Origin of the sequence: Finegoldia sp. (assembly GCF_046991905.1) — a bacterium.
GTDB lineage: Bacteria > Bacillota > Clostridia > Tissierellales > Peptoniphilaceae > Finegoldia.
Window position 1 is genome coordinate 1 of sequence record NZ_JBKWZF010000028.1, and the last position, 22664, is coordinate 22664.

General features: G+C 40.5%; 18 protein-coding genes and 2 pseudogenes. 18 read left to right on the top strand and 2 right to left on the bottom strand.

Annotated features, from left to right (window positions below; translation table 11 throughout):
• Window positions 1-162 precede the first annotated feature (162 nt).
• A complete protein-coding gene (locus ACLUJM_RS09665; protein ID WP_022300185.1) occupies window positions 163-2361 on the top strand; it encodes an Ig-like domain-containing protein in 2199 nt (732 codons plus the stop codon).
• Between the two features lie 33 nt (window positions 2362-2394).
• On the opposite strand, the gene ACLUJM_RS09670 is transcribed toward ACLUJM_RS09665, so the two are convergent.
• Both ACLUJM_RS09670 and ACLUJM_RS09675 read right to left on the bottom strand, forming a co-directional pair.
• Complete coding sequence (locus tag ACLUJM_RS09670; RefSeq protein ID WP_002609587.1) at window positions 2395-2844, bottom strand: hypothetical protein; 450 nt, start codon at window positions 2842-2844, stop codon at window positions 2395-2397.
• A gap of 423 nt (window positions 2845-3267) precedes the next feature.
• The gene (locus ACLUJM_RS09675) at window positions 3268-4242 is read right to left on the bottom strand and encodes an Rpn family recombination-promoting nuclease/putative transposase (RefSeq protein ID WP_412412733.1); all 975 of its coding nucleotides are present in this window, start codon (window positions 4240-4242) and stop codon (window positions 3268-3270) included.
• A gap of 475 nt (window positions 4243-4717) precedes the next feature.
• Between ACLUJM_RS09675 and ACLUJM_RS09680 the strand changes: the two genes are divergently transcribed.
• The 17 genes and pseudogenes from ACLUJM_RS09680 to ACLUJM_RS09760 all read left to right on the top strand — a co-directional run.
• Window positions 4718-7768, top strand: a complete 3051-nt coding sequence (locus ACLUJM_RS09680) for a VaFE repeat-containing surface-anchored protein (protein ID WP_412412734.1) — start codon at window positions 4718-4720, stop codon at window positions 7766-7768.
• 233 nt (window positions 7769-8001) lie between these two features.
• On the top strand, window positions 8002-8316 hold the full coding sequence (locus tag ACLUJM_RS09685; RefSeq protein ID WP_008817929.1) for a YdcP family protein: 315 nt from the start codon (window positions 8002-8004) through the stop codon (window positions 8314-8316).
• 15 nt (window positions 8317-8331) lie between these two features.
• Complete coding sequence (locus tag ACLUJM_RS09690; RefSeq protein WP_008817930.1) at window positions 8332-8697, top strand: YdcP family protein; 366 nt, start codon at window positions 8332-8334, stop codon at window positions 8695-8697.
• 73 nt (window positions 8698-8770) lie between these two features.
• Window positions 8771-9562: a TIR domain-containing protein gene (locus ACLUJM_RS09695; RefSeq protein ID WP_008817931.1), complete on the top strand. Its 792-nt coding sequence runs from the start codon at window positions 8771-8773 to the stop codon at window positions 9560-9562.
• Window positions 9563-9629: 67 nt separating this feature from the next.
• Complete coding sequence (locus tag ACLUJM_RS09700) at window positions 9630-11033, top strand: FtsK/SpoIIIE domain-containing protein (protein WP_008817932.1); 1404 nt, start codon at window positions 9630-9632, stop codon at window positions 11031-11033.
• Window positions 11034-11204: 171 nt separating this feature from the next.
• Window positions 11205-12416, top strand: coding sequence for a MobT family relaxase (mobT, locus tag ACLUJM_RS09705; protein WP_008817933.1), 1212 nt, complete (start codon window positions 11205-11207; stop codon window positions 12414-12416).
• Window positions 12417-12420: 4 nt separating this feature from the next.
• Entirely contained in the window at window positions 12421-12552 is a 132-nt protein-coding gene (locus ACLUJM_RS09710; RefSeq protein WP_008817934.1) for a DUF3789 domain-containing protein, read from the top strand.
• Window positions 12553-13292: 740 nt separating this feature from the next.
• Window positions 13293-15203, top strand: a complete 1911-nt coding sequence (ltrA, locus tag ACLUJM_RS09715) for a group II intron reverse transcriptase/maturase (protein ID WP_003436850.1) — start codon at window positions 13293-13295, stop codon at window positions 15201-15203.
• A gap of 103 nt (window positions 15204-15306) precedes the next feature.
• Window positions 15307-15531: a hypothetical protein gene (locus ACLUJM_RS09720; RefSeq protein ID WP_242407888.1), complete on the top strand. Its 225-nt coding sequence runs from the start codon at window positions 15307-15309 to the stop codon at window positions 15529-15531.
• An 85-nt stretch (window positions 15532-15616) separates the two neighbouring features.
• Window positions 15617-16384, top strand: a complete 768-nt coding sequence (locus ACLUJM_RS09725) for a DUF6414 family protein (protein ID WP_008817935.1) — start codon at window positions 15617-15619, stop codon at window positions 16382-16384.
• Window positions 16377-17483, top strand: a complete 1107-nt coding sequence (locus ACLUJM_RS09730) for an AAA family ATPase (protein ID WP_008817936.1) — start codon at window positions 16377-16379, stop codon at window positions 17481-17483. Before ACLUJM_RS09725 ends, ACLUJM_RS09730 begins: the two co-directional genes overlap by 8 nt.
• Window positions 17484-17552: 69 nt before the next feature.
• Window positions 17553-17798, top strand: a complete 246-nt coding sequence (locus ACLUJM_RS09735; RefSeq protein ID WP_008817937.1) for a hypothetical protein — start codon at window positions 17553-17555, stop codon at window positions 17796-17798.
• Window positions 17780-18277, top strand: coding sequence for an antirestriction protein ArdA (locus ACLUJM_RS09740; RefSeq protein ID WP_008817938.1), 498 nt, complete (start codon window positions 17780-17782; stop codon window positions 18275-18277). The genes ACLUJM_RS09735 and ACLUJM_RS09740 overlap by 19 nt, the downstream gene beginning before the upstream one ends.
• Window positions 18278-18300: 23 nt before the next feature.
• On the top strand, window positions 18301-18789 hold the full coding sequence (locus tag ACLUJM_RS09745; protein WP_008817939.1) for an antirestriction protein ArdA: 489 nt from the start codon (window positions 18301-18303) through the stop codon (window positions 18787-18789).
• Window positions 18790-18894: 105 nt separating this feature from the next.
• A pseudogene (locus tag ACLUJM_RS09750) lies at window positions 18895-19283 on the top strand (conjugal transfer protein).
• Window positions 19270-21718: pseudogene (locus ACLUJM_RS09755) on the top strand (ATP-binding protein). Before ACLUJM_RS09750 ends, ACLUJM_RS09755 begins: the two co-directional pseudogenes overlap by 14 nt.
• Before the next feature lie 5 nt (window positions 21719-21723).
• Window positions 21724-22664: CD3337/EF1877 family mobilome membrane protein (locus ACLUJM_RS09760; RefSeq protein WP_412412735.1), on the top strand; the 941-nt coding region annotated here is incomplete at its 3' end.

A 22664-nucleotide genomic window follows, 5' to 3' on the forward strand; every position in this document is an offset into this window, starting at 1 on the left:
TGAAAAAGATACTTTTTTATGCAATTTCGGTAAAAAAAAGAAGCTTTTCAACTTCATACAGTTAATTTATAAATGTATACGTTTTGAGATGGAAGGGATAGAATACAAGAATTTCTAGTTTTTAAATGTTTGGAAGATGGAAAAAGGAGGAATACATACTGTATGAAAAAATTATTAACAATTGTTGCATCTATGGCACTCGCTGTCGGATGTATGTTACCGCAACCGCTACATGCTGAAGAATCAACAGAAGCTACAGTTAAAACAAAAGAACAATTACAGGAAGCAATCAAAAACGTCAATATTTCTACTATTCGATTAGGAGAAAATATCAGTGCAGATGTCGTGATACCAGAAAATAGATCAATAACTTTGGATTTAGGTGGTAAGACGCTGACTAATGAAACAAGCCACACAATTTACAACAAGGGAGTTTTGACTATTGATGGAACTGCTGGTACAGTTGACAATGTAACTCATGCTAAGGCAGCACTGGACAATGATGGTGTAGCAATTTTGAATAGCGGCAATTTTATTAGAAGTAAAGAAAATGGTATCAATAGTACCACTTCTGGTGGAAACTCATTTTATACAATACGAAATCATGGTGATATGACAATCAATTCATCAGTTTCTGTTTCACAAAATGGTCGTTATTCAAGTATGATTGAAAATGGATGGCAAAATGGTAAAGAAAACAAAACAGGAACTGCTTCACTGATGGAAATAAACGGGGGAACATTTTCAGGTGGATTAAATACGATTAAAAATGATGACTATGGTGAACTTACGATAAATGGTGGCTCTTTTTCAAATACAGTACAAGCAGCTTTACTGAATTGGAATATTGCTACTATCAATGGTGGTGAATTCACATCAGATGGTAATGCTATATTAAATGGCAAATTGGATGATGTAATGGATAAAGGACAGTTAGTTATACATGATGGAACCTTTAAAAGTGAAAATTCTTCAATAGCTCCTATGAATGGAAGTTTTGAGAAATTTGGAAGTGTATCGATTACAGGCGGATTATTTTCTTCTGATCCATCTTTGAATAAAGGTCATGTTGCTGAAGGATACAAAGTTTTTCTTGGTCAAAAAGGTTATGCTGTTATTCCTTTAGCAACAAACATTGAATTATCAAAGAAAAACATAACCTTAGAGGTTGGGTCGAGTGAAGTCCTTGTTGCTACTTTATCACCAGATGAATCTAAAACAGAAACTGTAGAATGGTCTTCTAGTGATGAGAAGATTGCCTCTGTTAAAGATGGAAAGGTTACAGCGAATGCTCCAGGAAAAGTCACCATTATTGCAACAACTGAAGGTGGATTGACAGCAAACTGTGAAGTAACTGTTACCAAGCCTGTAGCAGTAGAAACTCCTTCCATTGATACATCCAAACCTACTGATGAAATCAAGGTCGGTGTAAATGATGAGAAAGCAGAAAAGTTATTGAAAGATGTAACTGATCAGATTATTGCAGGCTCCAGTGAGTTCACAGATGCAGATACAGCCAATGCTGTTATTGAAGCTGCAAAAGCAGGCAAGACAGTAACGGTTGTTGCAGATGTGCAGAAGGCTGATTCCAGTAATGCTCAGGTACAGGCTGATGCTAAAAAAATTCAAAAGGAACTGGAAGCATTGACCGCTGAAAGTAATAATACAGCAACAGTAGCAATGTATCTTGATCTGAGTGTCTTAATTAAAGCAGATGATATTGAATTAGGAAATATTACAAATCTGAGTACCCCTATGAAATTTACTGTTGTGGTTCCTGAGAATCTATTAGCAGAAGGAAGAGAATTCTATATACTTCGTGTTCATAATGGAGCTGTTAATAAAATAGTACCAGAGCGTAATAAGAATATTTTAACCTTTAGAACAGATCGTTTCTCTACTTATGCTGTCGTATATGAGGATAAAAAAGTTGAAGATAATGGAACTACCCCGGAACCAAAACCGGAGCCAACACCAGAACCGACACCAACACCAGCACCAGAAAAGACGATTTATAATGTTGTCTTTGTCGATATGAATGGCGCAGTGCTGAGAACTGAAAAGGTTGAAGCTAACAAAGCGGCAACAGCACCAAAAGCACCGGAAGTTGAAGGCTATCGTTTTGTGAAATGGGATACTGATTTTACGAAGGTAACCAAGGATTTGCTTGTAAAACCTGTTTATGAAAAAGTAGCAGCTACAGAAAAACCGTCAACACCTGAAAAACCATCCAGTGATAAGAAATCACCGAATACCGGAGATACAACAAATGCAGGTCTCTTTACGGCATTTGCACTGCTTGGATTCGTTTCGATGGGAATTGTTGCTATTCAGCGTAAAAGAAAACAATTGATGAAATAATATCGTCATAAATAAAAACCGGATTGCCGGTTTTTATTTTGTCTCATTCTGTTCCTTTAGATATATGTCAACTTCATGTGAAGTTAAACGTCTTATTTCAGCGTTTGGATATCGTTTAAATCTCTCTCTTTGATATAGAGGTTTCTCATTGAGACATACCTTATGGTTGTTAGTATAAGCGGCTGCAATGGAGGGGCTATTAAAAATCTTATAGGAATATCGTCCTCTTTCATTTTTGATTTCATAGATTCCGCAATTTGTTTCTGCACAAATATCAGCACTACGCAGATACAGCTTGGCGGTTTCCAGTGTTTTGAAAGGGAAATTCCATCTTTGCAGACCACTTTTCTCCGTCCTATTCACGCAGATGCACCTGCCACAGGTTCCACATATGTATTGCAGATGATTTTCCAGACAATCTCTGGGATTCAATATAGGTGTTGAGCGGTTATTGATGCTGTAGCATTCTTCACATTCCTTCATGACAGTTCTCCTTTTTAAATCACAAAGCTGATTGCCGTTATTGTTTCCAATAAGGCATCCTGCTGCTGTATATGACAAGTATACACTATGACACACTGTCAGAGTCAAGGATTGTAATCACATATATAATTAGAAATAGAAAAGATAGTGATAGCAATTCCTAGAAAGACAGGGAATGCCCAACAGAATAGAATGTTTCGTCCATATGAAAAACTTTATTAAACAGAAAAAGGGTTTTATCGCCCTGTGATTTGCATTATGCAACAGCCTTCGTATTTATTTCATAAACAAGCAAAAGCCCTGCATAGGTACATTCGTTGCAATCATTTCCAATATTATTATGAATTTGGGGAAACAAGCAGATGAAAAACTGTTTTATAAGTGTAAGCTTATAGAACAGTTTCTCGGCGTATTTATGTATGATTATTGGCTAATCATAACCTGATCCTTTAGCTCCTGCAATGTATTACATGTCAGTATCAAGCTGGATACATTCTCTATCTGTTCATCGTTCAAAGAAAATAGCCAGACTGAGCAATCCTCATGGTATTTACTATCCAGCTGCTGGAGCAGCAGTGATATCTTTCCTTCTATTCTACCTTTGTGTATACCAACTTTCTCTCCTTCGATTTTACCTTCTTCTTTCCCTTTCATGATTCCTTCTTTCATCCCCTCTTCATAGCTGTCCTCCAAGCCATAGCGGTAACGTGCCTCTCCCATCTGAATCGCCATTGCGGTTGACCACAGCTCATCATCCTTCTGCATTTCCTCGTACTTATCCATGAATACCTTCACCAGCCTTTCCTTTGACTTCAGTATATCATTTTTTTCATTATTTTCAAACAGATACACCAGCTGTTCAAAGTCATTCAGCCTCTGCATTTCCTTCTCCTTTACGATGTCATTGATTGCCGGCATATGAATATAGGTACGAAGGATGAGCGGATAGTAGCTTTCATTCTCTCCCTGCTCATTGCGCATCTGATACTGATTGATCAGATTTCTGTTGTTCCATGCATATTCGTCAATGAAAATAATCTGATATACTGGCTTTAAATCCCTGTACTTCTTACCACTGTTGAGCTGATTGTTCAATGCTCTGGCACCGTAAAATTCAAAGCGCATCATTTCCGCTAATCCCTTGTAGGTGGTCTGCATCTCGATATTGAAATGGCGGTTTTGTTCATCCTTCACATGAACATCCAGAATGATGCGCTTCTTTCCAATGATGCCCGGATCCAGATTGGGATTGAGCACGGTGCTTTCCTTTACCCTGATTCCGGTAACACGCTCAATGATGGTGTTGCGGGCGTACACAGAGCCTTCATCCTCACGGGAAAGGGTGTACTTAAAAAATAGATCGTTACTGTAGTTGAGTTGATTTGTTGCATCTGACATTCATATGTCCTCCATTCTGTAAGGGTTCCTTACACCCTTCTATACGTATGGAATCTGTCAAATTCCTAAAAAATCCACAAATTATTGATATTTCATGGATTCTAAACTATAAGATACATGAGCATGCAAACCACTATACAATCTTCTATAGGACCTTTCCGTATAAATTATCAGCATATTTGTAGGAGTTCCCTGTGAACTTTGGTAGCTGGTGGTTCGATTATCCTTTATGGGGCGCTTAATGGCAAAAAATAAAGACAAAGCCTTTGTTATTGCTAGACGCTGATACCCGTAGGTGTACTGCCATACACCGTAGAGTGTTAGCAAGCTGTTAGCAAATGAGCTTAGTTTTTTGCAATTTTTACTTTTTAAATATAAATCATTTGTCACTAGAAATCAAGATACTCGTACCCTTTGGACGTTCAGAAATGAGCGTCCTTTTTATATTTCAGAAAGAAAGGAGAATCAAAAAATTATGATAAAGATTATGAAACGATTGCTTACGGGTGTCCTTACCCTTGCAACCGTCTTTACCGCATTACCTACTACTGCGGTTCATGCAGCACAGACGCAATACTGGACGGAATCTGCGGAACGTGTGGGAATCGTTGAAAAGGTAATGAATGACGGTTCTATCGGCTCAACATTCAACGAGGGTCACATGACCGTTGAGGGCGAAGACGCTTACTGCATAGATATAAACACAAATTTTAAAAATGGCTATAAGACCAGAGATGACGCAAGCACACGCATGAGTGCCGACCAGATAGCTGACGTTGCCTTATCCATAGAATACGTCAAACAGTACACGGACAGTCACAAAGGGATAAGCAGTCAGCACGCCTACCTGTTAAGACAGTTAGTGGTCTGGCAGAGATTGAGCGTTCATTTAGGCTGGGGTTGCGATAACGTGCGAGCTGCCTATGATGAAATTCCCAAAGCGGTACAAGATGAAGTGTTCGCAGGAGCAAAAGCCTTTGTTAAAGAAAATAAAGGACGTTATGACTGTTATGGTTATATCTACTCTGGCGAGGGACAGGAATTAGGACAGTTTTATGCAAAGCTGGCTGTGGGAAATGGCAAGATTCAGAAATCTTCCAGTAATACGGGGATTACAGAATCTAACGACTGCTATTCAATCGCTGGTGCGACTTATGGTGTCTACGCTGATAAAAGCTGCAAAGAACAGCTTGCCACACTTACGACAGATAACAGCGGCAGCACTGAAACTGTGGAGCTAAAAGCTGCGACATATTATGTGAAAGAAACCAAAGCTCCCAAAGGATTCCAGCTAGATAAGAACATGTATACTCTTACGGTCAAAGTTGGCGAAACAGCTATCTTGAAAGTGAGCGATACACCGAAAGTCACAGATACCTTGATTGAGCTTTTCAAGATTGATATGGAAACTTCCAAAGCAGACCCACAGGGTAATGCGAGTTTGGAGGGTGCAGAGTTTGTCTGGAAGTATTACGACGGATATTATACAAAAGATAATCTTCCAGCAGAGCCGACACGCACATGGACGACAAAGACCAAAGCGGAAAAAGGCAGCGATAATGCAATCCACTATATCACCCGTTTAGCTGATTCCTATAAAGTATCTGGCGATAGTTTATATACACAAAACGGTACGGTCTGCCTGCCGCTGGGAACTATCACGGTAGAAGAAAAGGCTGCTCCAAACGGTTACTTATTGGAGGGCGCATATATGCAGGCTGCTGGAAGTTCAGAACAAATAAAAGGCTTGTATGTGGCGCAGATTACAGAAGATGGTGAGCTTGCAGTGTTAAGCGGCAGCAACCAGTATTCCGTATCAGACAAGGTTATCCGTGGCGGTGTCAAAATCCAGAAACGTGACCTTGAAACCAAAGATACCAAAGCACAGGGCGGAGCGAGTTTAAAAGATACTGCCTTTGCAATCATTTCCTTAAATGATAATGCTGTCTTGGTTGATGGAAAGCTGTATAAGAAAAACGAAACCGTAAAAACAATCCATACAGGGGTTGACGGTATCGCTGCGACTGATACAGATACCCTGCCTTTTGGAAAATACCGTTTAGAAGAAACCAGCGCACCAGAGGGATATTTGACAGACGGTGCAAAAGCGGTTGAATTTGAAATCACGGAAAATGGGAAAATCGTTGATTTAACAGATGAAGAACATTCCGTTTACAACCAGATTAAGCGTGGAGATATTGAGGGCGTGAAAATCGCTGCTGGCACACACAAGCGTCTTGCGAATGTTCCGTTTAGGATCACAAGCAAGACGACTGGTGAAAGTCATGTTATCGTAACGGACGCAAACGGTCAGTTCTCAACTTCTGCTGACTGGGTTTCCCATACACAGAATACCAATGAGGGTAAGACCAGCGAGGACGGTATCTGGTTCGGCACTTCCGCACCAGACGACAGCAAAGGTGCTTTGCCTTACGATACCTATACGATTGAGGAACTGCGCTGTGATTCCAATAAGGGAATGACGCTGATTCCTGCTTTTGATGTGGTGGTTTCAAGAGATAAGACCGTGATTGACTTAGGTACGCTGACAGATGAATACGAACCAGAAATCACTATCCATACAACTGCTGCTGATAAAGCAACAGGTGAAAAATCAATCGTCACTGGTAAAAGTGTGACTATCGTTGATACCGTTACTTTAGACGGTCTGAAAAAAGGTACAAAGTACCAGCTTAAAGGCTGGCAGATGGTAAAATCTGAAAACGCACAGCTACTTGTTGACGGAAAACCTGTAGAAAATGATTACACATTTACCGCAAAGGATTCCAAAATGGAAATCGAAATGGCATTTACATTCAATGCCAGTGCGTTAGGCGGCAGCGAGCTTGTAACCTTTGAGGAATTATACGACCTTTCCAATCCAGACGAGCCTATCAAAGTAGCGGAACACAAGGACATTGAGGACGACGGACAGACCGTGACAATCAAAGAAAGAGTGATTACGGTTCATACCACAGCTACCAGCAAGACGACTGGCGAAAAGATGATAGTTGCTGGCAAAGAAGTGACAATCGTTGATACCGTCACTTTAGACGGTCTGGAAAAAGACACACAGTACCAGCTTAAAGGCTGGCAGATGATAAAATCTGAAAATGCACAGCTATTGATTGATGGAAAGCCTGTGGAAAATGACTTTACATTCACAGCGACAGACAGCAAGATGGAGGTTCAGATTGAATTTACTTTTAATGCCAGCGAGCTTGCAGGCAAGGAGCTTGTCACTTTTGAGGAATTATTCGACGTGACGAATCCAGACGAGCCTATCAAGGTAGCGGAACATAAGGACATTGACGACGAGGGACAAACCGTGACCGTCAAGGAACAACCAGAACCCCCTGTCACACCAGAGGAATCCGATACGCCAGAAACACCTAGCAGAGCTGGCAACTCTTCAAAAACAGGTGACAATACACCTTTAGCTGCACTATTGGCTATGCTTGGAATTTCCAGTGCTGGTCTTATCTTCGCAGCCTATAAAAGATTTTATAAAAAGAAAGCTGACTAATACGGGAGGTATCAGCTGATGAAAGCAACGTCCCGTTCACCGCCCATCATAAAAAGTCAGCGTATATCTGACAATCTGGCTAAATTCTGCTTGATGATGGCGAATCTTTCTGAATGAGGATTGTCAAGGGTGCAACGCACAACGCCTGCCCTTGATAATCCACAAGCAGACAGATATTATCCCGACAGCAGAATGACACTATCAATAAAATATAGAAAGAAAAGAGGTATATTATGGAATTAAAACACGTTATCCCTAACATGGAAAAAACATTCGGGCATTTAGAATTTGCAGGTGAAAATAAGGTGGAACAGCGTAGGATCAACGGACGCATGGCGGTCGTTTCCCGTAGCTTTAACCTTTATTCGGACGTACAGAGAGCAGATGATATTATTGTCGTGCTGCCTGCGTCTGCTGGTGAGAAGAACTTTGAATCAGAGGAAAGGGTAAAACTCATCAATCCCAAAATCACCGCAGAGGGTTATAAAATCGGCACAAGAGGTTTCACAAATTATATCCTGTCAGCAGACGACATGGTGAAAGCATAAGGAGGTATCGAATCTATGAGATTAGCAAATGGAATCATCATTGACAAGGAAAAAACATTCGGCGTATTGAAGTTTTCGGCTCTTCGTCGTGAGGTACATATCCAGAACGAGGACGGTACGGTTTCTGAAGAAATCAAGGAGCGCACTTATGATTTGAAGTGTAAGGAACAGGGACGCATGATACAGGTAAGTATTCCTGCCACTGTTCCGTTAAAGGAATTTGACTACAACGCAGAGGTGGAAATCATAAATCCTGTGGCTGATACGGTGGCAACCGCTACCTTTCAAGGGGCAGATGTTGACTGGTACATCAAGGCAGACGATATTGTTTTGAAGAACATAGTAACTACTTTAAATGGTTCTCAAAACAAAAATAAGTAATTTTATTTATTCCCATATGATGTTACATAAGGTATAATTATTCTATAAATCAAAAGAAAAGAGGCAATTATGTATGATTAACTATAGTATTCTTAAAATAAAGCTGTTAAGCATTATTGAAAGTATTGATGATTATACCTCTGAACCAATCATATCTGTACCTTGCGCAACTTTAAAAAATGATTTAGAAAACGATACCATGACTATTGATGTTTTAGAATACTGCTGTAATATTATTGAGGATTGGTACAAGGATAACTTATCACATATTTGTAGCAATCAATATGTGATAAGACCTGAAAACCATAAAAAGAATACACAAACCATTAAAGAGATTAATGAAGATATTCAAGTTAATCGGGAAGAATATGAAAAATATTTTTCCAATCCTTCAATTAGTCAAGCTAATCCATCAATCAGCGGTGATAAAATATTTATTGTTCATGGACATGATAATGGCTTAAAAAATGAAGTTGCACGATTTTTAGAAAAATTAAAGCTAAAACCTATAATACTTCATGAGCAAGCTAGTGAGGGTGAAACAATTATTGAGAAAATTGAACGATATTCAAATGTTGGTTTCGGTATAGTATTGTATACTCCGTGTGACAAAGGAGGATTAGCTAACGATGGTGCGGAATTAAGGTGTAGAGCACGCCAAAACGTTGTCTTTGAACACGGGTATCTTATAGGGAAATTAGAAAGAAAAAATGTTTGCGCCCTTGTAAAAGATGATGTTGAAAAACCAAATGACATTTCTGGTGTAGTATATGTTTCCTATGATGAAAGTGGTGCTTGGAAGATTGAAATCGCTAAGGAACTGAAAGCGGCTGGTTATAACATCGATTTTAATAAACTGTTTTAAAATAATGTGTATACAGGCAGTGAATCTAAAAGGTTTGCTGCTTTTTTCGTGGAAAGGAGGATTTTATTTGCCACATTTTCAAAAGCGTGGAAACCGTATCAGAGCCAGCGATAAATCGCTGGTCTTTCGTTTTTCGGCTGGTTCGCTGCTCCTGCTTTTCCTTGCGGTGGTCTTGCTGCTAAACCTAAAGACAATCGCAGCAACGGACTGGAAATCGGTTCATTTCCTACAAGATGGCAGCGTCCATCTGACGGTCACGCCATACATGATAGTTTCTGTCATTGCGGCACTTCTAATCTGTGGGGCGGCTGCCCTCTTATACCGCAGATTCCAGTATGACAGGGTAAAGCAGCTCTTTCACCGTCAAAAGTTGGCAAAGATGATTCTGGAAAATGGGTGGTATGAATCGGAAACCACACAGGACAATGGATTCTTCAAGGACTTGCCAGCGACCAGCAAGAAAGAGAAAATCACTTACTTTCCTAAGATGTATTACCGCATGGAACACGGACTGCTGCATATCCGCACAGAAATTACATTGGGGAAATATCAAGACCAGCTCCTGCATTTGGAAAAGAAACTGGAAACAGGCTTATACTGCGAGCTGGTGTCCAAAGAACTAAAGGACAGCTATGTAGAATACGTCCTACTTTATGATACGATTGCCAACCGTATCACCATTAACGAGGTACAGGCGGAACATGGCAGCCTGCGTCTGATGAAAAATGTCTGGTGGGAATATGACAAGCTCCCCCATATGCTGATTGCTGGTGGTACTGGCGGCGGTAAGACGTATTTTATCCTTACCATTATTGAGGCTTTGCTAAAGGGCAATGCGGTGATGTATGTGCTAGACCCTAAGAACGCCGACCTTGCGGATTTATCCGCTATCATGCCAGAAGTCTATTACAAAAAGGAAGATATAACTGCCTGTATTGACCGATTCTATGATGGCATGATGGCAAGGAGCGAATCCATGAAAATGATGGAAAACTATAAGACAGGTGAAAACTATGCCTATCTCGGTCTTGCTCCCCACTTCCTTATCTTTGATGAATATGTGGCATTTATGGAAATGCTGACGACAAAGGAAAATGCCGCTGTGCTGAATAAGCTCAAACAGATAGTCATGCTTGGTCGGCAGGCTGGGTATTTTCTGATTCTAGCCTGCCAGCGTCCAGACGCAAAATATCTCGGTGACGGAATCCGTGACCAGTTCAACTTCCGTGTGGCATTGGGGCGTATGTCAGAGTTGGGATATTCTATGATGTTCGGTGAGGTTGACAAAGACTTTTTCTTGAAACAAATAAAAGGACGTGGCTATGTCGATACAGGAACGAGTGTTATATCAGAGTTTTACACGCCTCTTGTTCCCAAAGGGCATGACTTTCTAAAGGAAATCGGCAGACTGTCAAAAAACAGGCAGGACGGACAGGCGGCGTGCAGAGCGAAAGCCGCAGGTACGGACTAGCCTGTGTTGGTGTGGCTTGCCACAGCAACCATTCGCCCCCGTTATCTAACAGGGGGGCACAAATTATCTGGAAACAGTTCAATAAATATGGAAAAAACCGCTAAGACAGCGGACTTTTAGAAGATTCAAGGAAATGTGACAATACTGCCAACTATCACATTCTTTTTTTGATTGGAGGGATTATGGCTGAATGATACTGACTGGATAGACCATTTCAAGGAACAACGGACGCAGTACGGCGTTTCCCAGAATCAGCTTGCGGTCATGGCTGGTGTCAGCCGAGAATACATCAGCAGGCTGGAATCTGGCAAAGTAACCTTGACAGAAGAAATCAGGGTGAAACTGACGGACGCACTGGACAAACTGAATCCAGAGAATCCGCTGGAAATGGTCTTGGATTATGTGAGAATCCGTTTCCCCACACAGGACGTTAAGCACATTGTTGAGGATATTCTCAAAATAAGGCTTGATGTGATGATACATGAGGACTTCGGATTCTATTCCTATTCAGAGCATTATGTCTTAGGCGATGTGTTCGTGCTGACTTCGCCCGATGAGGAAAAAGGCACATTGCTGGAACTGAAAGGAAAAGGCTGCCGCCAGATGGAAAGCTATCTTCTGGCGCAGCACAGGAGCTGGTATGACTTTCTTATGGACGCTCTGTTGGAGGGAGGTGTGATGAAACGTCTTGACCTTGCCATCAACGATATGGCAGGAATCTTAGATATTCCAGAGCTGACAGAGAAATGCAACCATGAAGAATGTATTTCCGTATTCCGCAGCTTTAAGAGCTACCGCAGCGGCGAGCTTGTTAAAAGCAAAGAACAGGACAGATACGGTATGGGAAATACATTGTATGTCGGTTCGCTAAAATCGGAAGTCTATTTCTGTATCTACGAAAAGGACTATGAACAGTATGTCAAATACGAGATTCCCCTTGAAGATACGAAAATCAAAAACCGTTTTGAGATAAGGCTAAAGAACGAGCGAGCCTATTATGCGGTGCGTGACCTGCTGACCTACCATGACGCAGAACGTACCGCTTTTGATATTATCAACCGCTATATGCGATTCGCTGACAAGGAGGTGGAAAAGCGACGCAGCGAATGGAAAACCAATGAAAGATGGGCGTACTTTATCGGTTCTGATCGTGGGCGTTTGAAATTAACGACCAAACCAGAACCGTACACGCTCACACGGACGCTGAACTGGATAAGCAGGCAAGTTGCCCCGACTTGGAAAGTCTTGCAGCAGATAGATGATACCAACGGAACAACGTATCTCAAAGATATTTTGAACCATGCAAAACTTACGGAGCGTCATAAAAAACTGATTGAACAGCAGACAACTTCCACAGAAAAAATCACAACACAGGAGGAATAACAACATGAAAAACATTTTATTTGACCTGTTCCTGTTCACACTTGGGGCAGGCTTTGGTGTAGTTATCATGTGCTTTATGCAGACAGCAAAAGCCGCAGACAGAGAAATTGAGATGATGGAAAGGAGAAAAAAATAATGAATTTTGGACAGAACTTATGTGCGACTCGTTCCTTAGTGAAAAGCTAAGGCACTAATAAAAGAACGAAAAAGTTTGATTATTAGGAGAACTGATAATCTGACAGGTGGAATGATGAAGTAACGCTCTGAAACGCCTGCCCTGAGCCTCCGACAAGCATTGAATGAGGAAACTCAGAATGTTTGAAGCTCGGTAAAGACGGCTGAAAGATACCGTAATAGTTGATGAACATATATCTTCTATCGAAAACTATCCAGAGGTGGGTAGCGTATCCAACAGGTCGGGGGTCTATAAAATATCTATGGTTAGAATGTTCCACAAGGGACTGACGAAACAGCGAATGTACGGGTCTAAATTTGTACTTTGTAGAAATGCAAAGGTACGAGAAATCGTAGCTGGTGTGGCAAAGTAAGAATATAGGTTATGAAATGCCATATACCGTTACAGGCGGTATCAAGCCAGCAGGCTTATAGCTAGTGACCTAAGGATATATATGTATAGATAAGATTATCGGAACGAGGAAAGGTATTGGGTTCTCATCAAGAGAATAAGCTGACGAAGAACAATAAGCAGTTGAACCAATGCTGAAAAGCAGAGGGCGAACCTAAGAAATTCTTGTAATGGGAATGGAGGAATACCCTCAAGTCGTGTATATATTAGAAAAGTATTATGTTGCTTTAATAAGGATTACGAGTAAGATAAAAAAGCTCACTCAATTTCAAGCAAAGGAGTGAAGCCTTATGCCTAAAAATAAAAATGAAACATTGTGTGTAGAAGATTTAAGACACGCTGAATATTACGAAATGCAAAACACCTTTGATGATTTATATGCCAAAAGTAAGAATGGAGATATTTTCACTCATCTTATGGATATTATCCTATCGAGAGAAAATATATTACTGGCATATCGAAATATCAAAGCAAATGCAGGCAGTAAGACAGCAGGAACAGACGGTACAATAATTAAAGATATTGGCAAATTGCCAGCAGAAACAGTTGTCAAAAAGGTAAGATATATTGTCGCAGGCACTCCGCACGGGTATCGACCTAAGCCAGTAAGGCGAAAAGAAATACCAAAACCAAATGGGAAAACCAGACCTCTAGGCATTCCTTGTATGTGGGACAGGCTTATACAACAATGTATCAAACAAGTATTAGAACCAATCTGCGAAGCTAAATTTAGTGAAAACAGCTACGGTTTCAGACCTAATAGGTCGGTTGAAAATGCAATAAAAGCAACCTATAACCGCCTACAAATCAGCCAGCTACATTATGTGATTGAATTTGATATTAAGGGTTTCTTTGACAACGTGAACCATTCCAAACTGATAAAACAGATATGGGCTATGGGAATACGGGACAAGCACTTGATATTCATTTTAAAAAGGATATTAAAAGCTCCAATTAAAATGCCTGACGGCACAATAACATATCCAGAGAAAGGAACTCCACAGGGGGGAATTATATCCCCACTACTAGCCAACATTGTTCTTAATGAGTTAGACCATTGGGTAGAAAGTCAATGGCATGAAAATCCTGTTACAAAAAACTATGTGGTTCATATCAATAAAAGCGGTAGCCCATGTAAAAGCAACGCTTACAAAGAAATGAAGAAAACAAAGTTAAAGGAAATGTATATGGTTCGTTATGCAGATGATTTTAGAGTTTTCTGTCGCTACAAAGAAAGTGCTGAAAAAACCAAAATAGCAATTACTCAATGGATCGAGCAACGACTAAAATTGGAAGTATCACAAGAAAAAACAAGAATTGTAAATGTTAGAAAAAGATACTCCGACTTTCTTGGTTTCAAGATTAAAATGATACCGAGAAGAAAGAAGTTAGTTGTTAAATCACATATAAGTGATAAACAATTCAAGACCCAAAAAGACAAGCTGGTATCACAGGCAAAGAAAATTGCTTCTCCCTCAAAGGGAAAAACAGAATTAGAGGAAATAAGACTTTATAATTCAATGGTATTAGGTATGCAAAATTATTATCAGATTGCAACAAATGTAAATCTGGATTGTATGAAACTTAATAGAGCTGTAATGGCTATCTTCACTAACAGATTAGGTGCAAGCAAAAAGGGCAGATTGAGAAAAACAGGCAGACAACTTACAACAAAAGAAGCAACAAGATATGGTAAATCTAAAATGCTTCGATATGTTGCTGGCGAGGGCGAACCTATATTCCCTGTTGGATATATCCAACACAGAAAACCAATGGCAAAAGTGTATTCAGCAAACTGCTATACTCCAGAGGGAAGAAAATTTATCCATACCAATCTAAGTGTTGATAAATTACTGATGTATCAGTTGATGAAATTATCTTTGGAAAATCGCACAATAGAATACGCAGACAATCGAATTTCGCTATTTTCTGCCCAACATGGAAAATGTGCTATAACTCTGGAAGAATTTCAACAAGCTAATGAAATACACTGTCATCATATTGTACCAACTAGGGCTGGTGGTAATGACGATTATAAAAATCTTATTTTGGTAAAAGAGGCGGTACATCGTCTAATACACGCAAAAACAGAAGAAACAATACAAAAATATATAGCTCTATTGAAACTAAATAAAGTCCAGCTCATAAGACTAAATAAATATAGAGTATTAGCTGGCAATCAAGAATTAAACTTGATATAGGTCTACTACATAAATACTTTTCAATATAAACACGATGGAACGCGGAGTGCGGTGAAAGTCGCACGCTCCGTGTGAATGGGGGGAAAAGTTTGAGATATTTATAATATCAGGAACTTACCTATCCATATACAACTGGTTTTTATCTAACGCACAATCCCTTGTGCTTATGGCAATCGCTGTTATCGGAGTGTATCTCGGATTCAAGCGAGAGTTTTCAAAACTTATCGGGTTCTTGGTGATTGCCTTAATCGCTGTCGGCTTGGTATTCAATGCCGCTGGCGTAAAAGATGTGCTGTTAAACTTATTCAATAAGATTATCGGAGCGTAACTCAATTAGAACTCTTTTGTAAAATGCTTTGCTAAATGATATAATACCATTAGTAGAATCTTACATATTCGAGAGGAGAATACTAATGGCAAAGAACAAAAAAAGTCCGAAAATGATGAAAGTGGTTTATTTTGATGAAACAGCGGCAACGGACTATATTACTATACAAAACGGTGGACAAATTGACTGGACAACCACAGAAAATAAAGAAAGATTAGCAAAAATTATTGCCGAAATTGATGTACAAGCTAAAGGCGGATTTAATTTATTTTCATTTATCAAGTCTTCGGTATCTGGAAATACCAATGCAAACTTTGATGCAAACACTAGCAAGTTAATAAAAAGTACAGTTACCAATACTCTTCTAACAGATTATATTTCAATGGCAAGTGAAGATAAAAATATTCAACAATTCCATAATGATGGTGTTTATGCTCCAGAAAATTCTATTTCTATGTATAGGATGTATAGTTCATATCTAAATATTGTACCTAAAGAGCAAATTCCTATAGACCTTGAGGGACTTAATAATGCTCTTCTTGGTGAGAGAGGATATTATCAAATGCTTTTAAATAGTGAAAAAGAGCCTTCTTGTGTTTTGAGGTTTAATATAAACGCATTTAAAAATGATTATAGCTTAGCTGATTTATCGAAAATGAATTTATCGTATTTTGGTGTCAAAGTGGGGCAATGTACGAAAGAACAATTATCTTTAGAAAAGGAATTTGAAATAAAATCATCAACTAATATACCTAATGTTAAGGAAATTGTAACTGGAGAAATAAGTGAGTCCTCGATAAAATACTTAGATGTTTTTGATATTGTGTTGGCGGGGGTGATGAGTATTGAATAAAGTAATCATATATTATGGTTCAAAAGAAAAATTCAATCGAATTATTCCAAAAGAATATAGAAATTTAACTGATTTAGTTTATGAATCGGATAAAGACGGAAAGACCATGAAATTAGTAATACCAAATCAAAATGGTGACTATCCGAAAGAAGACAAGGAAGAAAAAATTTATGTAAAAAATTTTGTGATAAGTTCAGATGAATATGCTGGAGTTCGAGAACATGTTATTACAAATTTTATAAACTTTCTTGCTAAATTTGACGTAGAAAATTTGTATATTCAGAACCCACCACTACAAATAAGTGAACAAATTCTTAGATTATATCCAAATGCAGACGTGAAATATCAAAGATATAAACGGCTGACAACTTCTCATTTACTCAAAATAAATGAAGAATATGACAATAAAATTATAGGGCAGGAAGATGTTAAACTTGAATTATTGCAAGCTCTTTTCCCCCTTACTATGAAGTACAGACAAAAACCTGTAGTTTTATTATTTTATGGTAAATCGGGAATTGGTAAGACAGAAACAGCAAAATATATAGCTAAGATTATAGGCGAACCCATATTTAGAAAACAATTTTCTATGTATCAAAACAATCAATTTGCTACATATTTATTTGGAGGTGCGCATTATGAAAAAAGTTTTGCAAAAGATTTATTAGATAGAAAGTCTAATGTTTTATTGCTTGATGAGTTTGATAAAGCACATCCCTCTTTTCACAGTGCATTTTATCAACTTTTTGATGAGGGTGTTTACGAAGACCAGAATTATTATCTAACACTAAAGAAATCTATTATAATATGTACTTCAAATTATACAGATTTAAAAGACATCGAAGAGAATTTAGGTAGTGCGATTTATAATCGTTTTGATAAGATTATTCACTTTGAAGATTTAAGTGTTGAATCAAAAATGAGGATTGGACAAATGGCATTTGAAAAATATGAAACAAATTTCAAACATCGTTTGGACAAGGCAACAAAGGACAGATTAGAAAAATCATATATACAATGCGATAATGTTCGACAAATACATCATATTATTGAGAATACTTTTGCACTATCAGTAATTTTAAGCAAAACAAAAAAATAGGCATTTGAAGCAGTAAATCTTAACGGTTTGCTGCTTTTTTTATGCAAAATTTTAAGACAGGAGGACAACATGAAAACAGATATTTTTGAGGATATGAAAGATTGGGTCGGCTGCAAATACATTTCCGACCTGCCCTACCGCAAACGTGAGGTATGGGAAATCATCAAGCAGCACTCGCCGCTTGCCTATCCAGAAGAACAACTGGAAAAATTCTGCCATTATGTGTTCGGTGTAGATTACGCTGTCATAATGGGAATACTGGAAAACAGGAAAGGAAGTGATAAACCTTGTATGAAATGCGAATCTATCTTTTAAACAATACCCAGCCTTACCGTGACGACGAGGAAGAGGGTTACGCTGGCGGCTGGTTCAACTGCCCTGTGGATTTGGAGGAAGTCAGAGAAAGACTGGGCGTTGAAAATGAAGAACAGCTAGAGATAGCCGATTATGAGCTGCCTTTTGAGGTACACAGTGAAATGCCCCTGTGGGAAATCAACGTAAAATGCCGCATAGTACAGGAAATCGAGGGTACGCCTATCGGCAACGAAATGAAATCCATCATACAGAGATGGTTTTACGGGTTTGATGAATTTATCGACCATAAGGACGAGATACGCTATTATGACGTGGCTGACGGTGCGGCACTGGCAGAATACCTTATCTGCGAGGAATGTATTTTCGGTGAGATTCCCCACGAACTTCAAAAGCACATTGATTACCGTTCCTACGGAAACGAGCTGGAAATGCAGGACAGATACCTGTTTACACCCAGCGGCGTATTCTGCTATCAGTAAAGGGGTGATGTGATATAGAAGAAATGCGAATCTATATCGCCAATCTTGGAAAATACAACGAGGGTGAGCTTGTAGGCGCATGGTTTACGCCGCCCGTCAATTATGACGAGATGGCGGAGCGTATCGGTCTGAATAAATTTTATGAAGAATACGCTATCCATGATTATGAGCTGCCCTTTGAGATTGACGAATACACACCGATTGAGGAAGTCAACCGTCTGTGTGAGATGGTGGAGGATTTACCAGAGGATATACAGGACGAACTTTCTGAACTGTTATGCTGTTACAGCAGCTTGGAGGAACTTTGCGAACACGCCGACGAGATTATCCACTATCCCGACTGCAACGATATGACAGACGTTGCCTATTATTTTATAGATGAATGTCAATGTCTTGGGGAGATACCAGACAGGATAAGAAATTACATAGACTATGAATCCTATGGGCGTGACCTTGATTTAGAGGGGCGTTTTGTCGTTACGAATCATGGCGTGTTTGAATGTCCATATTAACAAAATATCAACGCAACGACCAGTGAAAACCACTGGCATTTTTTATGCAGCAGCTTGTGAAAACAGGCTGCTGTTTCCATTTAGAAAAGAAAGGAGCTGTGAACATTGAAGAAAATCAAAAGCTATACAAGCATATGGAGCGTGGAGAAAGTCATTTACGCTATCAACGACTTTCAGCTCCCGTTCCCCCTCACGTTCAGTCAGATGGCATGGTTCGTGGTATCGCTGTTCGTGGTGATTCTTTTTGGGGAGCTACCGCCCTTTTCCTTGATTGACGGTGCGTTCCTCAAATACTTTGGAATCCCCGTGGCTTTTACTTGGTTCGTGTCGCAAAAGACCTTTGACGGAAAAAAGCCTTTTGGATTCCTAAAGTCCTGTGTCAGCTTTCTGCTGCGCCCTAAAGTGACCTATGCTGGAAAGGCGGTTCGGCTGAAAAAGAAACATTCAATCCCATGATTACAACAGTTAGGAGTGTGATATATGTTCACGATTAAGTATATTGAAAACAATCTGGTGTTCAACCATGACGGTGAGTGCTTTGCCTACTATGAGCTGACACCTTACAATTACTCGTTCCTGTCACCAGAGGAAAAGTATATGGTGCATGACAACTTCCGACAGCTTATCGCACAGAACCGTGACGGAAAAATCCATGCCTTGCAGATTGCCACGGAGGACAGCCTGCGTGCGGTGCAGGAGCGTTCTAAAAAAGGAATCACAGGGCGACTTCGTGATGTTGCTTGTGCAAAGATAGATGAACAGACAGAGGCGTTGGTGGATATGATTGGAGAAAATCAGATTGACTACCGCTTTTTTCTCGGATTCAAGCTGCTGGTAAATGAGGAAGAAATCAACCTAAAGAGCATGAGGAAGTCGGCGGCTATGACCTTTGCTGATTTTCTCTATGAAGTCAACCACAAGCTCATGGGTGACTTTGTTTCCATGAGTAATGATGAGATTAACCGTTTTATGAAGATGGAAAAGCTGCTGGAAAGCAAACTCTCACGCCGCTTTCAGTTCCGCAGGCTGGATAAGAACGACTTCGGCTATCTCTTGGAGCATATCTACGGGAATACAGGAGTTGCCTACAATGATTATTCCTATGAACTGCCTGTAATAAAACGAAAACATGAAACGCTGGTAAAGCGTTATGACCTTATACGCCCCACACGCTGTCTGATTGAAGAAAACCAGCGATACCTAAAGATAGAGCGTGAAGATCAGACAACATATGTTGCCTACTTCACGATTAACAATATCGTAGGTGAGCTGGACTTCCCATCTGGAAATCTTCTATTATCAGCAGCAGCAATTTACGTTCCCTGTTTCCACTTCCATGAATGTGGAAATCGTCACCAACAAAAAGGCGCTGACAACAGTTCGCAACAAAAAGAAAGAACTAAAGGATTTAGACAACCATGCGTGGGAATCCAACAACGAAACGGGAAGTAACGTCATGGACGCCCTCGATTCGGTCAATGAACTGGAAACCAGCTTAGACCAGTCAAAGGAATCCATGTATAAGCTGTCCTATGTTATCCGTGTGGCTGCGGATTCTCTGGAAGAATTGAAACGCCGCTGTGATGAAGTTAAGGACTTTTACGACGACCTCAACGTAAAACTGGTTCGCCCATTCGGGGATATGCTGGGGCTGCATGGTGAATTTATCCCAGCAAGCAAGCGTTACATCAATGACTATATCCAGTACGTCACGTCGGATTTCCTCGCTGGACTTGGATTCGGCGCAACGCAGCAGCTTGGGGAAACGGACGGAATCTATATCGGCTATAACCTTGATACTGGAAAAAATGTGTACCTAAAACCCAGCCTTGCCGCACAGGGCGTAAAAGGTTCGGTGACAAATGCACTGGCTGCCGCTTTTCTCGGTTCGCTTGGCGGCGGCAAGTCATTCTGTAACAATCTGATTATCTATTATGCGGTGCTGTTTGGAGGGAAAGCGGTCATTGTAGACCCTAAATCAGAACGTGGCAACTGGCAGAAAACCTTACCCGACATTGCACATGAAATCAAGATAGTCAACCTTACCAGTGAGGGCAAGAGCAAAGGACTTCTTGACCCGTATGTGATTATGCGCCGCAAAAAAGACGCTGAAAGCCTAGCGATTGACATACTCACATTCCTTACAGGTATTTCTTCCCGTGACGGTGAAAAGTTCCCCGTCCTGCGTCGTGCTATCCGTTCCGTGACACAGAGCAGGCAGCGTGGCCTGCTGCGTGTCATTGAAGAATTGAGGAAAGACGGTTCACCTGTGGCAGAGAATATCGCAGACCATATCGAGAGCATGACGGACTATGACTTTGCACACCTGCTGTTCTCGGACGGGAACGTGGAGCAGTCCATCAGCTTAGATAGGCAGCTAAACATCATACAGGTGGCTGACCTTGTACTGCCCGATAAGGACACGAGGTTTGAGGAATACACCACAATGGAGCTGCTCTCCGTAGCAATGCTGATTGTCATAAGCACCTTTGCCCTTGACTTTATCCATTCCGACAGAGGGATTTTCAAGATGGTGGACTTGGACGAGGCATGGACGTTCTTGCAGGTGGCACAGGGCAAAGCTCTTTCCAACAAGCTGATTCGTGCTGGTCGTTCCATGAACGCCGCTGTCTACTTTGTGACGCAGAACTCTGGCGACGTGGACGACGAGAAGATGAAAAACAATATCGGTTTGAAATTTGCCTTTCGCAGTACCGATATAAAGGAAATCAAGAATACCCTTGAATTTTTCGGGGTGGACAAGGAGGACGAGGGCAACCAGAAACGCCTTAGGGATTTGGAAAACGGGCAATGCCTGTTTCAAGATTTATACGGGCGTGTGGGCGTTATCCAGATACACCCTGTATTTGCTGACCTGTTCGCTGCCTTTGACACCAGACCGCCGATACATACGGAAGAATCGAGGTGAAGTCTATGAGGAAACGAAAAATCCTAAGATTCTTCGGTATCACTCTGCTGGCTGTCTTTGGCGTGCTGGCGTTCTTATCCATCACGGGTACGGTGGCTCATGCGGCTGGTCTGGTAGATACTACGGTCAATGACGCTAACGCCTATTCCAAATATCCGTTGGAAAACTACCAGCTTGATTTCTATGTTGACAGTTCATGGGACTGGCTGCCTTGGAACTGGCTGGACGGTATTGGGAAAAGTATTCAGTATGGCTTGTATGCCATCACCAATTTTATCTGGACGGTGAGCCTTTATATCTCTAATGCCACAGGCTATGTGGTGCAGGAGGCTTACAAGCTGGACTTTATCTCTGATACCGCAAACTCTATCGGAAAGAACATTCAGACCTTGGCAGGCGTGACGAAAAGCGGCTTTTCCAGCGAGGGATTTTATGTAGGATTCCTGCTTATCCTCATTCTGGTAACAGGTATCTATATCGCCTACACTGGACTTATCAAGAGAGAAACCACAAAGGCGGTTCATGCAGTCGTCAATTTCCTTGTGGTCTTTATCCTGTCAGCGTCCTTTATCGCCTATGCCCCAAACTATATCAGCAAAATCAATGATTTTTCTTCGGATATTAGCAGCTCGGCTTTATCTCTCGGAACAAAAATCGTGCTGCCCGATTCCAGCAGCAAGGGAAAAGACAGCGTGGACTTGATTCGTGACAGCCTGTTTTCCATACAGGTAAAACAACCGTGGCTGCTGTTGCAATATGGGGAATCAGACATAAAAGAGCTAGGCTCTGACCGTGTGGAAAGCCTGCTGTCGGAAAGCCCCGACACGGACGACAGAGAGGACATTGTGATTGAGGAAATCGAGGATAAGGACAACGACAATCTAAGCGTCACAAAGACTATGACACGTTTAGGCATGGTAGTATTCTTGTTCATCTTCAATATCGG

What these genes read in the sequence shown, in the direction of transcription:
- ACLUJM_RS09745 (WP_008817939.1), top strand. Translation starts at nt 18,301, where the DNA reads ATGCGAATCTATATCGCCAATCTTGGAAAATACAACGAGGGTGAGCTT.
- ACLUJM_RS09665 (WP_022300185.1), top strand. Translation starts at nt 163, where the DNA reads ATGAAAAAATTATTAACAATTGTTGCATCTATGGCACTCGCTGTCGGA.
- ACLUJM_RS09735 (WP_008817937.1), top strand. Translation starts at nt 17,553, where the DNA reads ATGAAAACAGATATTTTTGAGGATATGAAAGATTGGGTCGGCTGCAAA.
- ACLUJM_RS09685 (WP_008817929.1), top strand. Translation starts at nt 8,002, where the DNA reads ATGGAATTAAAACACGTTATCCCTAACATGGAAAAAACATTCGGGCAT.
- ACLUJM_RS09710 (WP_008817934.1), top strand. Translation starts at nt 12,421, where the DNA reads ATGAAAAACATTTTATTTGACCTGTTCCTGTTCACACTTGGGGCAGGC.
- ACLUJM_RS09725 (WP_008817935.1), top strand. Translation starts at nt 15,617, where the DNA reads ATGGCAAAGAACAAAAAAAGTCCGAAAATGATGAAAGTGGTTTATTTT.
- ACLUJM_RS09695 (WP_008817931.1), top strand. Translation starts at nt 8,771, where the DNA reads ATGATTAACTATAGTATTCTTAAAATAAAGCTGTTAAGCATTATTGAA.
- ACLUJM_RS09740 (WP_008817938.1), top strand. Translation starts at nt 17,780, where the DNA reads ATGCGAATCTATCTTTTAAACAATACCCAGCCTTACCGTGACGACGAG.
- ACLUJM_RS09690 (WP_008817930.1), top strand. Translation starts at nt 8,332, where the DNA reads ATGAGATTAGCAAATGGAATCATCATTGACAAGGAAAAAACATTCGGC.
- ltrA (WP_003436850.1), top strand. Translation starts at nt 13,293, where the DNA reads ATGCCTAAAAATAAAAATGAAACATTGTGTGTAGAAGATTTAAGACAC.
- ACLUJM_RS09680 (WP_412412734.1), top strand. Translation starts at nt 4,718, where the DNA reads ATGATAAAGATTATGAAACGATTGCTTACGGGTGTCCTTACCCTTGCA.
- ACLUJM_RS09670 (WP_002609587.1), bottom strand. Translation starts at nt 2,844, where the DNA reads ATGAAGGAATGTGAAGAATGCTACAGCATCAATAACCGCTCAACACCT.
- ACLUJM_RS09675 (WP_412412733.1), bottom strand. Translation starts at nt 4,242, where the DNA reads ATGTCAGATGCAACAAATCAACTCAACTACAGTAACGATCTATTTTTT.